Origin of the sequence: Enterococcus termitis (assembly GCF_001730305.1) — a bacterium.
Lineage (GTDB): Bacteria > Bacillota > Bacilli > Lactobacillales > Enterococcaceae > Enterococcus_L > Enterococcus_L termitis.
The window spans coordinates 14504-28802 of the sequence record NZ_MIJY01000006.1 but is presented as its reverse complement, the minus strand read 5'-3'; the positions used below and the strand labels follow the sequence as shown (position 1 = coordinate 28802).

The following is a 14299-nucleotide window of genomic DNA, read 5'->3' as shown; positions in this document are numbered from 1 at the left end:
GACTTATAAAGTACTTTACGAGGGGGATTTTTGTCTTTCCATAGAAAACATATACAGAGCTATAAAGCAACACAGGAGTAAACAATATTTTTCAGCTTGCCCGAAACCCCAGAATCACTTAAAACAGTATTGGTTTAAACAAAAAAAATCCAGCTGTCATCTATTTCAGATGACACCTAGATTTATTTGCTCAACTACCTTCTTCTCTGTAGGTTAACCACCAATCAAGAAGTCTAGTATATTCCAACCATCAGAGGTTTGACCACGATACAGTTCAGTGAAGCCACACTGTGTACAGCTAATTGTAATAAATTTCTTGTTTTGAACATCAAATATTTTGGCAAAGTTTCCTCCTGTTGCCTGAAATTGATCAGAAACATAATGCATATTCCCACATTTATCACAAACATATTGTTGCTTTTCCATTCTTTTTCCACTCCATCTCTATAATTTCCAGTAACTTTTAGCAGAAACAATGCTTCATCCTGCTCTACCCTTTTAGTATAGCAAGCTTTTCTCAAGAAATCATACATCTTAAGAAGGATATTTTCCTCCTCTTACAGGCGGATTGTGGTTGACCGGCTTCTTCTACATCAGATACAATGAAATCACTATAAAGGAGCGAAAACTATGTCTACTAAAAGTCAGGTACTAACCTTATTAATGAAACAAGCACCAGCTTTTCTTTCTGGAGAAGAAATGGCTCAAGAACTCTCCTTATCACGGACAGCTATTTGGAAAGCTATCAATGAATTAAAAAAAGAGGGGCATCTCATTGTCAGCAGCCGAAACAAAGGATACCGCTATGAACGATCTGATCTTTTATCTGCCGAAGGTATTCATCTCGCTTTGGACTCAGCTGTACCTTCTCTTTCCATCACTGTACTTGATTCTTCTGAATCAACGATGAAAGACGCAAAGCTAGCTGCTATAAATGGTGCCCCCAATAACACATTGATCGTAGCCGATATCCAAGAAGCGCCAAAAGGGCGTTTTGGCAGACCCTTCTTTTCAAAAGCAGGCAGCGGTATCTATATGAGTATGCTCTTACGGCCAAACCAGCGCTTTGAAGAAATGGCTCAATACACAGTTATCATGGCTGTAGCAGCTGCTCGAGCAATTGATGAATTAGCTCAAGTAACAACTGAAATCAAATGGGTCAATGATATTTATTTAAACGGAAAGAAAATCGGTGGTATTTTGTCTGAAGCGATGAGTGACGTAGAATCTGGGCAAATTTCAAATGTAATCATCGGCATGGGCATCAATTTTTCTCTTAGCCAAAATGAGTTTCCAAAGGAACTACAAGAGAAAGCAACCTCTCTTTTTGCCAGCAGTTCACCTACATGCACACGGAATGAACTGATTGCAGCGATTTGGAATCAGTTTTATCAAATAGTGGGACAATTACCCTCAGAAGACTTTTTAGACGAATATCGGCAAAAATCTTTTGTTTTAGATAAAAAAGTATACTTTACACAAGCTGGCACTGAATATGAAGGAACAGCCATAGCAATTAACGAACGCGGCGAACTGATCGTCAAGCTTTCAAACGGCGCTGAAAAAATTCTTTCTTCAGGTGAAATTAGTTTAACAATGATTAAATAAAATCTATGCCTTTTCTAAACATTAAGAAAACCTTAAGAAAATATAAAGTCTCCTTTTAATACGTTGTCATTTATTTCATTTATGTTACATTCATATCGAGAACAATACGTATGTTACAAAAAGGAGAATGTTTATGAAAAAAGCTGTTTTTTATTTTGTTGCCTTATCACTTTTATTCCCCACTGTTGGTTTTGCAGAGGACTCATCGACTGCCACGGAGAGCACTGTTGAAAGCTCATCGATCGCTGAGTCTTCTCAAAGTACAGAGAATGAACTCACAAAAACCGCTGATAGTAGTTTTTCCCTAACAGAAGATTCTAGAGCAACTGAAACATCAAGCTCGACACAAACCGCTTATGGGGATCATCTCGATTCAACATTAGTCGTTTATCAAGGCGATACTGTGACGGCAGATATGCTTCATGATGACGCTTCTTCTCACGGAGCAGCTCTCAGAGATTTGAAACTTTTAGAAGAACCTTCAACGAAAACACTCGGTAAAAATGTAGTTAAAGTTCGTTTTATGGTCTATCCTTTAGAGGAAGGCAAAGGCGAGAAGCAAGCGGTAACGTTAGACATGAGTTACCTAGTCATTCCAGAAGCACCTACCTATGATGTTCAATTTGTCTCTTATGATTCAGATAGCAAAGAAGTGAAAGGAAAAGTTACAGCCCTTAATGGAGGAACAGCCGCTGGAGTTTCTATCTATGGTTATAGTGTACCTAGCCGGTTGGGACTGACTGTTACAACCATCAAAGAGCTATATCCTTTGATTGATCCTAGTCGTTCAGTAACAACAGATGCTGAAGGGTATTTCACACTTGCCTATGAAGATGGCTTTAGTTTCGCAGCTTTTACTCCTCAATCTGGAGATTATTCTCATGTCTATACATTAGATGACAAAGCTTTTGCTGGAGCGGCTGCAACTGAAAATTCAACTTCTACTAGCACGACAGCATCTTCCGCTGAAAAGAAAGAAGAGAAGAAAAAAGGATTATTCCCGAACACTGGTGAGAGAAAAACGATTTACTATTCAATCGCAGGGATTGCCATTCTATTATTAATTACATTGTTTTTATTCATCAAAAGTAAACAAGAAAAAAAGAGTAAATAATTTATTATCATAAAAAAGGTGGAACAGAAGCGTATTACTCAAGGTCGCTTCTGTTCCACTCTTTATTTTTATTTCTCAAACCCATCTTATTTGATGCTTTCCAATAGAATTGTTGCTAGCAAACCTGCTAAATAACTGACATTAAAGGCTATCAAGTTTTTGATTGAATAACCGAAACTTTTTGGATGCGGCAATTCTTTTTTAAATGATGTAAGATTTTTCAAAACCTGTGGTAACGATAAAAATACCAGTAATATAGGCCAATGATATAGCCCAAATGGCAAGCCAATCAAGATAACTGCATAACAAGCTAGCATCAACCCTTGAAATAAAACCACGCCATGCTCACGACCAATATAGTAGACCAACGTATAACGATGATTTTCAATATCTGTATCTAGATCTCGTAAGTTATTTGCCAGCATGATATTGGCAATCGTAAAAACCATCGGCAGAGATGCCCAAATAATCGCAAAAACTGACCATAAACTGCCCGTCAAAGCAAAGAGTCCCTTTGTCCAGTCCAGTTGTAAATAAAACGGAGGATTAATCAAAACATTCAAATAAATGGTCATCACAAATATGCCTAACCCCATCGTAAAACCGCTGAAAACTTCGCCCAAAGGCATTCTTGATAACGGAATCGGCCCAAAGGTGTAAAAAATACCAATAAAACAACAAATTCCGCCCATCACTAAAAATAACCAACCTGTTTTAACAGTTAGAAAAACACCGATAGCGCAAGTACAACTAATCATGCCAAAAATCATGTTTCTAACAAGCATCGGCGCAACGCCTGAACTACCTATGATGTTCTCTTCATATTTGTACTTTTGAGACTTTGCTTTATGAAAATCCATATAATTATTAATAGCAGTTGTTGCCATATCAAAAATAACCATACCAATAAAAAACAGTAATGTGTGCCCTAAATGAAACTGATGAAAATACGCTACAGAAAATAGCACCCCAACTGCAAATGGAAACAGACTAGCCAATTTCGTCTGAATCTCCACTACTTGCAAAAATACTTTCAACGACATATTCGTTCTCCTTATTTCAGATCCTTACGATCACCCATCGTGTAACCTGACTCTTTTCCTAACTCAAAAATATCTTCAATATCTTTACTTACATAGACTTTGTCTTCTTTTGTTACAAAAATCACATCAACATCTTTCAAGCCTTCCGCAAATTCTAGTCCTTTTTTTACACCCATTGAAAAGACTGCTGTCGATAAACCATCTCCATCGATTGATTTATCAGTAATGACTGTCACACCAGCAATATCGTTATCAAAGGGATAGCCTGTTTTTGGATCGAATAAATGATGATATGTTTTTCCATCAACTTTTAAATAACGTTCATAAATTCCAGAAGTCACAAGAGTTTTATTACTTTCTTGAATCGTTCCGATCACTGTGTTACGTGCTTTATTTGGGTCTTGAATCCCTACATTCCAGTCCATATCTTTGCCGCGAGGACTATGACCGAGAACAAATACATTCCCACCTAAATCGACAATCGCTGTAGTTACTCCATTATCTTTAAGAACTTTCACTACTTCATCTGTAATATACCCTTTAGCAATTGCACCTAGATCCAGTTCCATTCCTTTTTCTTCAAGGTAAACTGTCTGATCCTTATCATTTAGTTTCACTTTATGATAATCAACTAATTTTAACGCTTGATCGATTTCTTCTTGAGACGGTTTACGTGCATCGTCAAAGCCGATATGCCACAGCTGGGTGATTGGACCAATTGCCATATCAAAACCACCTGAGGAGTCTTCACTGTACTCATATGCGCGTTTTATTAACGGATATACGTCATCTGAAACTTTGACAGGCTTGATTCCTGCTTGTTCATTAACTGCATCGATTTCTGACCCTTTTTCATTGACGGTGATTTTATCTCCAAGTTCTTTTACCCGAGCAAATGCTTTTTCCAAAACATCCTTTTTGCCGTCATCATAAATCCGCACTTGAACATACGTGCCAAGTAAAGATTGTTGATCTGAATAAGGTTCTTTATTTATTTTAGCTGTTTCCGTTTTCGAGTTACAGCCTGCTAAAAAGATTAGAAATAGTCCAGTAAATAAGATGCGTAATGCCTTTTTGTTTTTCATCGTATCCCTCTTTCTAAATAGAAAAAATTTTCTCATTTATAGTAGCGCTTTTTTTGAACAATGAAAAGGATTTTCTTTTTATTTATGTATTTTGACGGTTCACTCTCGTTTCTTTTTTGTGAAAGTCATCACTTTTTACTGCGTTTTATCCTCACAGGGTCTTTATGTCTCTCTTGAGTGTACTCATCCTTTATCTCGATAACGCCTTATAAAGTCTTAATCATCTAGTGAGTATAGTGCTTAAAGCGAAGTGTATTTGCAGCAAAAATGCAGAATTCAGACTTAATCTCTGAATTCTGCACGTATTTGTTTCATGATTTTAATTCTGTGAAAGAATTATTTTTTCATTACGATGTTGTCAACAACGATTTCATCAGTGTTGCCTTTTTCAGCAGCATTGATTAATTGTTGTGCGTACATTACGAATGAATGTGTACTGTGTGTTGCTCCAGTTACCACTTCTACATCTGCAGCTGATCCGCCGTCTTCGCCCATTGCTTTAACGAATTCTTCATTTAATGCTGGGATGTATGTTTCTGGATCTGTACCAGATTTTTCTTTCATGTTTTTGTTGTAGTCAGCATCATCTTTTTTAGATTTGCCTTCGTCATTTACGTTATCGTAGTTAGATTCAGTTACTTTACCATCTTTAACAACGATTGAGAATGTTGTATGGTAACCATTTGAGTTATTTTTTTCTGTTAATGAATACGTACCGTCTTTAAGGTCAGCACCATTGTCGATTTCGATTGTTTTAGTGTCACCAGCTTGTGCAGCTTGGATCAATTGTTGTGCATAGTTTTGGAATGATTCACTAGAGTGAGTCGCACCTGTTACAACTTCAACACCGCTCGCGCTTTGAGCTTTCACGAAAGATTCGTTTAATTCAGGAATGAATTCAGCTGGGCCAACGCCAGTTTTATCTTTCATGTTTGTTTCGTAATCTTTATCTTCAGTTTTTGATTTGCCATCAGCATTGATGTTATCGTATTTAGATTCTGTGATTTTACCGTCTTTAACAGTCATTTCAAATGTTGCACGATACCCATTTTTTTCGTTCTTTTCTTCTAGCTTATACGTACCGTCTTGTAAATCTGCACCAGCTTCTTTTTCTGCTGCTGTAGAAGATTCAGCAGTTTTTGATGTTTCTGAATCGGATGATTTTGCTGTATCTTTCTTATCATCTGAACCACAAGCTGCTAATAAAAGTGATGAAAGTGCAATAGCTGTAAATCCCTTAACAATTTTACTCATTTTCATTTTAGTTCACCTTTTCCTTTTCTTATAACGTTCCACAAATTTTTGTTTGTGATATAATTTACATTCTATATAAAATTATACTTATGTCAATTAAAGTGATAAAAGAAAGAATTTTTTTTACTCCTTTTTCACAAGATTTTAATAAAGAAAAATTTATTTCCTATATTTAGGAATTGGTATTAGACAAAACCGCAAACAGGCTATATAATGAAATCGATTGTGTAATTATTATCATTTTCATTTCATTTTTTAAGGAGCGGATTATCAATGACAAAGCAAAAAATTGTCGTTGTGGGAGCTGGGTATGCTGGAGTTTCAGCAACTAAATTTTTAGCAAAAAAATTAAAAAAAGACTCTGACGTTGAGATTACTTTAATCGATCGTCATTCTTACCACACCATGATGACTGAGTTGCATGAAGTAGCAGGAGGACGTGTTGAACCGTCAGCGATTCAATACGATTTACAACGTTTATTTTCACGCAAAAAGAACGTTACACTTGTAACAGACACTGTAACTGGTATCGATAAAGACAAAAAAGTCGTTCAAACAAAGTTAGGTTCTTACGAATTTGACCAATTGATCATCGGTATGGGCGGCGAGCCAAATGATTTTGGTACTCCAGGTGTTAAAGAACACGGATTTACTCTGTGGTCTTTTGAAAACTCTCTGAAAATTCGCGAACATATTTTGGAAACTGTTGAAAAGGCAGCGATTGAGCCAGATCCAGAAATCCGCAAAGCAATGCTTACTTTTGTAGTCTGCGGTTCAGGATTTACTGGTATCGAAATGATCGGTGAACTGATTGACTGGAAAGATCGTCTTGCTAAAGACTTCAAACTTGATCCTAATGAGTTTACATTAATGGTCGTTGAAGCAATGCCGACAATCTTAAACATGTTATCTCGTAACGACGCAGCTAAAGCTGAACGTTATTTAGAGAAGAAAAATGTGAAATTGTTGCTTAATGCGCCAATCGTTGAAGTAGCTGCAGATCATATCAAATTAAAAGATGGATCTACTGTTCCTACACATACATTGATTTGGACTGCTGGTGTAAAAGCAACCTCTGACGCTGCTGATTTCGGGTTAGAAGCGGCACGTGGAAATCGCTTAGTTGCGAATGAATTTATGCAAGCAAAAGGCTACGAAGATAAAAATATTTATATCGTGGGTGACTTGGTTTATTATGAAGAAACACCAAATACACCTACACCTCAAATCGTACAAGCAGCTGAGCAAACAGGTCATACTGCTGCTGCAAACATCGTTGCAGATATTAAAGGCGGCGAAAAACACGCATTTAAAGGTAATTATCAAGGATTCATGGTTTCTGTTGGCTCTAAATGGGGCGTTGCTAACTTATTTGATAAGATTCATCTTAGCGGTTTCTTAGCAATTATCATGAAACACATCGTCAACTTGAAATATTTCTTTGACATTCGTTCTGGTTATTATATGTTCCAATATATCATGCACGAATTCTTCCATATCAAAGATGATCGTAATGTCACACGCGGACATTCTTCTCGTTATGGCAATGTTTTATGGAGCGTACCATTACGTGTATTCTACGGTATGGTTTGGTTAGTAGAATCCATGAAGAAAATCGTCGGAACTGGTGACTACTTAAAACCTAGTACATGGTTTGGTGATGGTTCATGGTTCACAGATAAAGTTGTCTTCCCATTCCCATGGTTACAAGAACAAGTAACGACTGGCGCTTCTGCAGCAGCTGAAACAACAACTGCCGCAAGTGGTGCAGGTGCCGAAGCAACTGGTGAAGCAGCTACGCAAGCAGCGCACTTTGGCTTAAGCTACGCTTATGGTGAAGAACCAATGCAAGTCTTCGATCATATGCCAAAATGGTTTGAAAGTGTAATGAAATTCATGATGCCAAACCAAGATGTCGCATTGTTTATGCAAAAATTCATGACGATCGTCGAAGTCTTGATTGCTTTGGCCTTGATCGCTGGATTATTCACTTGGTTAAGTAGTGCCGCAACAATTGGTTTAACTGTAGCATTCTGTTTATCAGGTATGTTCTACTGGGTCAACATCTGGTTTATCTTTGTTGCCTTCGCCTTGATGAACGGCTCTGGTCGTGCACTTGGTTTAGACCGCTGGGTTATCCCTTGGTTACAACGCACTCTAGGTAAATGGTGGTACGGAACGCCTAAGTCCAGATACGGTAGTAAATAAACTTTTATAACAACTATAACAAAATCTAAGAGAGTTCTAGGTTTACTCCTAGGGCTTTCTTTTATCATTATGCTAAAATGAAAGCAACTAAAAACTATAAAGGAGAGGGAAGAGTTGAATGTAAAAGAATTTATTAAAAATAGCTATTTGCGTCCTTGGGATATTATCATTATTGTCCTTTTAACTCTCAGTTCTTTCTTGCCCCTTGTTGTTTTTGGTATACAAAATACTGCACAAGAAGATGCAACAAAACAAGCGATATTAAAAGTAGATGGTGAAGTAATCAAAGTTTTCGATTTAAAGGAAGACGGCCCTACTTATACATACAAATATGAAGCAGCAGATGGTGATTATAACTTAATTGAGGTCAGCGGTGATAAAATCCGGATAGTGGAAACAAATTGCGGCGATCAAATCTGTGTCCAACGAGGTTGGATATCTAAAGCAGGAGAAACACCGATTGCTTGTTTGCCACATAATTTATTTATCACTGTAGAGGCTTCTGATGGGAGTGAAGATGGCAGTTTGATTTATTGATCGCTGTCGCGAAATTATGAATAAATTACAGAAAAATATTTACATTTCCATGCTCGTTGCCCAAGGTGTAATCATCGGACTGATTGAAAATATGATTCCCTATCCTTTTGCTTTTGCACCAGGCGCAAAACTTGGTTTAGCCAACTTGATTACGATCATCGCCATTTTCACAATGAGAAAAAGAGACAGTTTCTTTCTTGTTTGCATGCGGTTGATTTTGACAACGTTACTTGGCGGAACAATATCTACGTTCTTTTATAGCGCAAGTGGCGCCTTGCTTAGTTATTTGGGTATGCTAATCATCATGCAGCTGGGACCAAAACGTGTCAGTATCATCGGAATCAGTGCTGCAGGCGGGTTCTTACACAATGTCGGTCAATTATTAACGACTTGTTTTTTCGCTCAATCTTGGAGTCCAATGCTTTACCTGCCATTTCTTTCATTTATCGGGCTTTTATCTGGAATCGCCATTGGTATCGCAGCCAATTATTTACTGCGTCATGTACAGACATTACGCCAATTTCAATTAAACTATGAATCAACAACCAAACATAAATGGAGTCAATACTTCCAATAACAATTTGTTCTGACTGAGTACAATCAAAGGAGTCATCTTATGAACATTCATCCAATGTGGGGAAAATACCCTGAACTAGCAAAAGAATTAAACAACACCTTAAAATTGATGGAAAGTACCGTCAATCTAAAAAACAAAGACGTTGAACAGGCAGTCATGTCCATGATTCACTCTGGAGGAAAATTACTGCGTCCAGCCTATCAATTGCTCTTCTCCCGTTTCGGTGAACAAAGAGACCCTAAAAAAGCTGTAGCTTTAGCCGCAGCTATCGAGCTATTACACACGGCAACCTTGATTCATGATGATATCGTAGATGAAGCGGATATCAGACGTAGCTTGCCGACTATTCGCTCACAGTTTGGCAATAGCACTGCTGTCTATGCGGGTGATTATCTATTTGTCAGCTGTTTCAAACTCTTAGCAGACTACTCCTCTTCATTAAAAAGTATTCAACTGAACTCTAGAAGCATGGAAAAAATTCTAAGCGGTGAATTAGGTCAAATGGATAACCGTTACAATGTTGACATGACGATCGAGAAATATTTAGAAAATATTTCTGGAAAAACTGCGGAACTTTTTTCATTAAGTTGCTTCGTGGGCGCTTACGAAAGCGGCACGTCTGAACGATTCGCAAAAAATTGCGGAAAAATCGGCGAAAGCATCGGTATCGCTTTTCAAATCATAGATGATGTTTTGGATTACACTCAAAGCCCTGAACAGATCGGTAAACCGGTGCTTGAAGATGTTCGACAAGGGGTTTATTCCTTACCATTGCTATATGCCCTAGAAGAAGGACGAGATACATTACTGCCTTATCTAGAAAAGGGAGAAGCATTGACCAACAGTGAAACCGATAAAATCTACGAACTGGTACATTCTTTTGGTGGTGTAGCCAAAGCGCAGAAACTTGCAGAAAAATATACACAGCAAGCCCTGAAAGGGATTGATCGATTACCTGACACTACAGATGCTAAACAGCAACTACTATCGATTACACAAGCAATTTTAGCAAGAACAAACTAAAAATAGAGTAGTTCAATCCATTCCATTGTGATTGACCTACTCTATTTTTTTCTATCATAATCTATTGTTATCTATATCTTAAAAAGTTGCAAAGACAATTACTCTCGTTTTTCTATTAAACAAACGTGCTGTCCCTTCCTAGTTCTCTTATCTCATCGTTACGAACTCTTCTGAGCCTGTTGGATGGATTGCGACTGTATTATCGAAATCCTTTTTCGTTGCGCCCATTTTGATCGCTACAGCAAAGCCTTGTAGCATTTCATCCACACCAAGACCAATTCCATGAAGTCCAACGATTTTTTCCTCTTCACCAGCACACACTAACTTCATATCACATTTTTGACGATACTCTCCCAGTGCAAAATACATCGGCGTAAAGGTAGATTTATAAACCTTGATATTTTCTTCACCATATTTATTGATCGCTTCTTTTTCAGTCAAACCAATTGTTGCAATCGGCGGATGAGTGAACACAACTGTGGGGATCGTTTCATAGTCTAAATATTCATTTTCTTTGCCATTAAATAAACGCTCTGATAATCGTCTACCAGCCGCAATCGCCACTGGTGTTAGATCGATCTTACCGATCACATCACCCACAGCATATACACCAGATTGTGTTGTATTTTGGAATTTATCTACTTTTACGTAGCCTTTTTCTGTTAATTCGATCTGTGTATTTTCCAGTCCAAGTTTTTCTGTATTCGGTTGACGACCTGTTCCAAAAACAATACTGTCCGCTGTGATCGCTGTGCCATTTTCAAACGTGATTACCAATTCTCCTGTTGCTTGTTTTTCAATCGCTTTAGGTGTTGAGTTGGGATAAATATGCATCCCATCTTGTTGATAGTGTTCGACAACTTTATCTGAAAGCATCTCGTCAAAATCACGTAATGGTCGTTCTCTTCTGAAAGCCCAATGCGTTTCAGCACCTAATCCATGAATTGTACCTGCAAGCTCTGCAGCAATATAGCCAGCGCCAACAAAAATGACTCTTTTTGGTAATTCATCCAAAGCAAAAAATCCATTAGAATCAATTGCATACTCTTCACCTGGAATACCTAGTTTTTTCGGGCGACCACCTGTTGCAATCAAAATATGCGGAGCTGTGTATGTTTCATCTCCGGCTTTGATTGTTTGTTCATCAATAAACGTCGCATATTCAGACAAAACTTCTACCTTGTTACTATCTAAACCACGGTAATAGGCTCCATGAAGAAAATCAATATAAGATTCACGATTTTGAACCAATTTTTTAAAATCTAAAGCTTTGACATCTACATCAAAACCATAACCAGCAGCATCACGTTGCATCATTTCCATCATTGAACTCGCTTGCCACATAACTTTCTTAGGCACACAGCCCACATTGACACACGTTCCGCCAATCTCTCCTGCTTCGATCAATAAAACTTTCGCTCCGTACATACCAGCACGATTTGCAGAAGCAATACCGCCGCTGCCACCGCCAATCACTATGTAATCATATTGCTTTACCATAAACTCAAAAACTCCTCTCATCGAATACTTTAATGAAAGAGTGTGTTCAAAACGAAAAACAGTTTTGCTGCACACTCTTAGTTATCAGTATTTATTTTTTCTTACGAATCATATCCCCAACAGCCACAGGTTGTGCCACGGGCATTGTTAGAATCATCATTGGGTTTGGTGCACGATCGATAGATTCGCCCTCTTCATTATACATAACTTCTACAGTTTGGTGGAAGTGATTGAACCCAGGGCCATAAAATTCAATCTCATCACCGACGCTAAAATGATTTCTTTGGCGGATCGTCGCTACTTTTGTTGCTTCATCATATGCCATGACTTCACCAATAAATTTATATTGAGGAATCTTACGACGTTCGCCGAATAATTGTTCTTCATCTGTCGGCACATGGTAGTAAAAACCAGTTGAAAGCTCTCGTTGTGCTACTTTCCACAATTCATCGATCCATTCTTGTTTACATTCATAGTTTTCAGGATCTTCCATGTATGTATCCACTGCTTTTTTATAAACATTTGCCACAGTTGAAACATAGTGGATCGATTTCATCCGACCTTCGATTTTGAAGCTATCTACACCATTTTGAATCAACTCAGGAATATGCTGAATCATCGCCATATCCACTGCGCTCATTGAAAATTCTTCTTCAACCTCACCTTTATCTGTCAAACTCGTACGTTCCCCACCAAAAGGCATATCATACAATTCATATTTCCAGCGACAAGATTGTGAACATCCACCACGGTTCGCATCACGCATAGACATATGATTTGATAGTGTACAGCGACCAGAATATGAAATACACATCGCCCCATGAATAAATGCCTCGATCTCGACATCCGTATTTTTACGAATTTCTGCCACTTCTTCCATTGAAACTTCACGAGCCAAGACAACACGTTCTAATCCTTCATTTTTCCAGAATTCCAATGTTTCATAGTTTGTCGCAGATGCTTGAGTCGATAAATGGATCGGCAAACCAGGAGCCTCTGATGCACAAATTTCAATCAATGCCGGATCTGAAACGATTACCGCAGAAATACCAACGTCACGGATTTCTCTGAAAAAGTCTCCAGCTCCTTCTTGATTTCCTTCATGAGTGACCATATTTGCGGCCACATACACCTTAGCACCATGCTCTTTCGCAAAAGCAACGCCTTCGATCATATCTTCTTTGGTAAAATTACCTGCTCGACTTCGTAAACCATACGCATTTCCGCCAATATAAACGGCATCTGCGCCGTAATGGATCGCTGTTTTCAATTTTTCTAGCGTCCCTGCTGGTGCTAAGACCTCGGGACGCTTCAATGTTCGTTCGTTTGTCATTTTTCTTTTCTCCTTATTTTATCTCATCTGGATCTAAATCAAAAAATCCGATATCTAAACCACGATTTTCAGGATGCAGTTGTTCAATTTGCTCAATCGCTTTTTGAGCGTGGTCATTGGACCAATTACCTGCTTTAATTTTCTCTTTTGCATCTACGAATATTTCTGCTGTTTTTACAAAATTTTCTCCTGGCGCATAGATACCATCCAGCTTCCATTTTATATAGTCATTTTCATATAACTTATCTAGCTCTCCCACCAGATTAACATCATTGTCAGCAAAAATATGAGTACCATGGCTATCTTCATAAATTGAATAATGTGTTTCTTCTTTTTTAGGCTCAGATATAAACAAGCCGCGTTCTTTGGAGGCAGATTCATTATTTTTAGTAAAATTATAGTAATTCTGCAACAAAGGCCGCTTAGATTGATGGATACACGTTGCACCATAAACTAGAACTTCTGCAGGTACCATCAAATTATCTTTCATTGCCTTCATCTCTTCAAAAGGAACCTCTCTCGCTAACACTGCACCGACTGAACCTCGTTTCGCCCAAAAATTAATTTGACGAGAACTTGTCACTAATGTTTCCCCATCATAGATATAAGGAATATCAATCCCATCCCGCTGCATAACAAAAACAACACCAGGATCTCCAACCGTTAATTGGTCCACTGCAATTTCTTTTAAAAATGCTAGATACTCAGGAACTTTTTTCATTTTTTCAGGATGCATGATCCCATTAAGTGCAACCGTTACTTTTCTTCCCATTTTATGAGCCATTTCAGTAATCGATCGCTGCTCATCCCGTGAAAAAGAGGTCGGCAAACGTAAGCCAAACGCTTCTTCTCCTATATATAAAGTATCCACGCCTACTGCCAATAAAGCCTCCGCCTGCGCTACAGACTCAGCCGTCGCAATAAGTTCAATCATATTGTTTCCTCCTTATAAAAGCTGAATGAACCCGGTTAGCATCGAATGAAAAATAGGAAAATTTTTATGTGACGTTTTTTGTC

At 38.0% G+C, this 14299-nt stretch carries 13 protein-coding genes; 6 read left to right on the top strand and 7 right to left on the bottom strand.

Going from position 1 to position 14299, the window contains the following annotated elements; genetic code table 11:
- Positions 1-213: 213 nt before the first annotated feature.
- On the bottom strand, positions 214-426 hold the full coding sequence (locus BCR25_RS05480) for a zinc ribbon domain-containing protein (RefSeq protein ID WP_069662611.1): 213 nt from the start codon (positions 424-426) through the stop codon (positions 214-216).
- Between the two features lie 204 nt (positions 427-630).
- Here BCR25_RS05480 and BCR25_RS05475 point away from each other — a divergent pair, with 204 nt between their 5' ends.
- Both BCR25_RS05475 and BCR25_RS05470 read left to right on the top strand, forming a co-directional pair.
- Entirely contained in the window at positions 631-1608 is a 978-nt protein-coding gene (locus BCR25_RS05475; RefSeq protein WP_069662610.1) for a biotin--[acetyl-CoA-carboxylase] ligase, read from the top strand.
- Between the two features lie 133 nt (positions 1609-1741).
- The gene (locus BCR25_RS05470) at positions 1742-2722 is read left to right on the top strand and encodes an LPXTG cell wall anchor domain-containing protein (RefSeq protein ID WP_069662609.1); all 981 of its coding nucleotides are present in this window, start codon (positions 1742-1744) and stop codon (positions 2720-2722) included.
- Positions 2723-2808: 86 nt separating this feature from the next.
- Here the strand turns inward: BCR25_RS05470 and menA are convergent, their stop codons facing one another.
- From menA to pplA, 3 genes are all read right to left on the bottom strand, one after another.
- Positions 2809-3765 carry a 1,4-dihydroxy-2-naphthoate polyprenyltransferase gene (gene menA / locus BCR25_RS05465; protein ID WP_069662608.1) on the bottom strand — a complete coding sequence of 319 codons (957 nt, stop codon included), beginning with the start codon at positions 3763-3765 and terminating at the stop codon, positions 2809-2811.
- Between the two features lie 11 nt (positions 3766-3776).
- Positions 3777-4850 carry an FAD:protein FMN transferase gene (locus tag BCR25_RS05460; protein WP_069662607.1) on the bottom strand — a complete coding sequence of 358 codons (1074 nt, stop codon included), beginning with the start codon at positions 4848-4850 and terminating at the stop codon, positions 3777-3779.
- A 336-nt stretch (positions 4851-5186) separates the two neighbouring features.
- On the bottom strand, positions 5187-6110 hold the full coding sequence (pplA, locus tag BCR25_RS05455) for an extracellular electron transfer flavoprotein PplA (RefSeq protein ID WP_069662606.1): 924 nt from the start codon (positions 6108-6110) through the stop codon (positions 5187-5189).
- 267 nt (positions 6111-6377) lie between these two features.
- Between pplA and BCR25_RS05450 the strand changes: the two genes are divergently transcribed.
- From BCR25_RS05450 to BCR25_RS05435, 4 genes are all read left to right on the top strand, one after another.
- Positions 6378-8312, top strand: a complete 1935-nt coding sequence (locus tag BCR25_RS05450) for an NAD(P)/FAD-dependent oxidoreductase (protein ID WP_069662605.1) — start codon at positions 6378-6380, stop codon at positions 8310-8312.
- A 114-nt stretch (positions 8313-8426) separates the two neighbouring features.
- Positions 8427-8849: a NusG domain II-containing protein gene (locus BCR25_RS05445; RefSeq protein WP_069662604.1), complete on the top strand. Its 423-nt coding sequence runs from the start codon at positions 8427-8429 to the stop codon at positions 8847-8849.
- A gap of 16 nt (positions 8850-8865) precedes the next feature.
- A complete protein-coding gene (locus BCR25_RS05440; protein ID WP_069662603.1) occupies positions 8866-9426 on the top strand; it encodes a Gx transporter family protein in 561 nt (186 codons plus the stop codon).
- Positions 9427-9465: 39 nt separating this feature from the next.
- The gene (locus BCR25_RS05435; RefSeq protein WP_069662602.1) at positions 9466-10449 is read left to right on the top strand and encodes a polyprenyl synthetase family protein; all 984 of its coding nucleotides are present in this window, start codon (positions 9466-9468) and stop codon (positions 10447-10449) included.
- 147 nt (positions 10450-10596) lie between these two features.
- On the opposite strand, the gene gor is transcribed toward BCR25_RS05435, so the two are convergent.
- From gor to BCR25_RS05420, 3 genes are all read right to left on the bottom strand, one after another.
- Complete coding sequence (gene gor, locus BCR25_RS05430; RefSeq protein ID WP_069662601.1) at positions 10597-11949, bottom strand: glutathione-disulfide reductase; 1353 nt, start codon at positions 11947-11949, stop codon at positions 10597-10599.
- 91 nt (positions 11950-12040) lie between these two features.
- The gene (locus BCR25_RS05425; RefSeq protein WP_069662600.1) at positions 12041-13282 is read right to left on the bottom strand and encodes a peptidase U32 family protein; all 1242 of its coding nucleotides are present in this window, start codon (positions 13280-13282) and stop codon (positions 12041-12043) included.
- Between the two features lie 13 nt (positions 13283-13295).
- The gene (locus BCR25_RS05420; protein WP_069662599.1) at positions 13296-14216 is read right to left on the bottom strand and encodes a peptidase U32 family protein; all 921 of its coding nucleotides are present in this window, start codon (positions 14214-14216) and stop codon (positions 13296-13298) included.
- Positions 14217-14299 lie beyond the last annotated feature (83 nt).

What these genes read in the sequence shown, in the direction of transcription:
- BCR25_RS05435 (WP_069662602.1), top strand. Translation starts at nt 9,466, where the DNA reads ATGAACATTCATCCAATGTGGGGAAAATACCCTGAACTAGCAAAAGAA.
- pplA (WP_069662606.1), bottom strand. Translation starts at nt 6,110, where the DNA reads ATGAAAATGAGTAAAATTGTTAAGGGATTTACAGCTATTGCACTTTCA.
- gor (WP_069662601.1), bottom strand. Translation starts at nt 11,949, where the DNA reads ATGGTAAAGCAATATGATTACATAGTGATTGGCGGTGGCAGCGGCGGT.
- menA (WP_069662608.1), bottom strand. Translation starts at nt 3,765, where the DNA reads ATGTCGTTGAAAGTATTTTTGCAAGTAGTGGAGATTCAGACGAAATTG.
- BCR25_RS05470 (WP_069662609.1), top strand. Translation starts at nt 1,742, where the DNA reads ATGAAAAAAGCTGTTTTTTATTTTGTTGCCTTATCACTTTTATTCCCC.
- BCR25_RS05425 (WP_069662600.1), bottom strand. Translation starts at nt 13,282, where the DNA reads ATGACAAACGAACGAACATTGAAGCGTCCCGAGGTCTTAGCACCAGCA.
- BCR25_RS05480 (WP_069662611.1), bottom strand. Translation starts at nt 426, where the DNA reads ATGGAAAAGCAACAATATGTTTGTGATAAATGTGGGAATATGCATTAT.
- BCR25_RS05460 (WP_069662607.1), bottom strand. Translation starts at nt 4,850, where the DNA reads ATGAAAAACAAAAAGGCATTACGCATCTTATTTACTGGACTATTTCTA.
- BCR25_RS05475 (WP_069662610.1), top strand. Translation starts at nt 631, where the DNA reads ATGTCTACTAAAAGTCAGGTACTAACCTTATTAATGAAACAAGCACCA.
- BCR25_RS05440 (WP_069662603.1), top strand. Translation starts at nt 8,866, where the DNA reads ATGAATAAATTACAGAAAAATATTTACATTTCCATGCTCGTTGCCCAA.
- BCR25_RS05450 (WP_069662605.1), top strand. Translation starts at nt 6,378, where the DNA reads ATGACAAAGCAAAAAATTGTCGTTGTGGGAGCTGGGTATGCTGGAGTT.
- BCR25_RS05420 (WP_069662599.1), bottom strand. Translation starts at nt 14,216, where the DNA reads ATGATTGAACTTATTGCGACGGCTGAGTCTGTAGCGCAGGCGGAGGCT.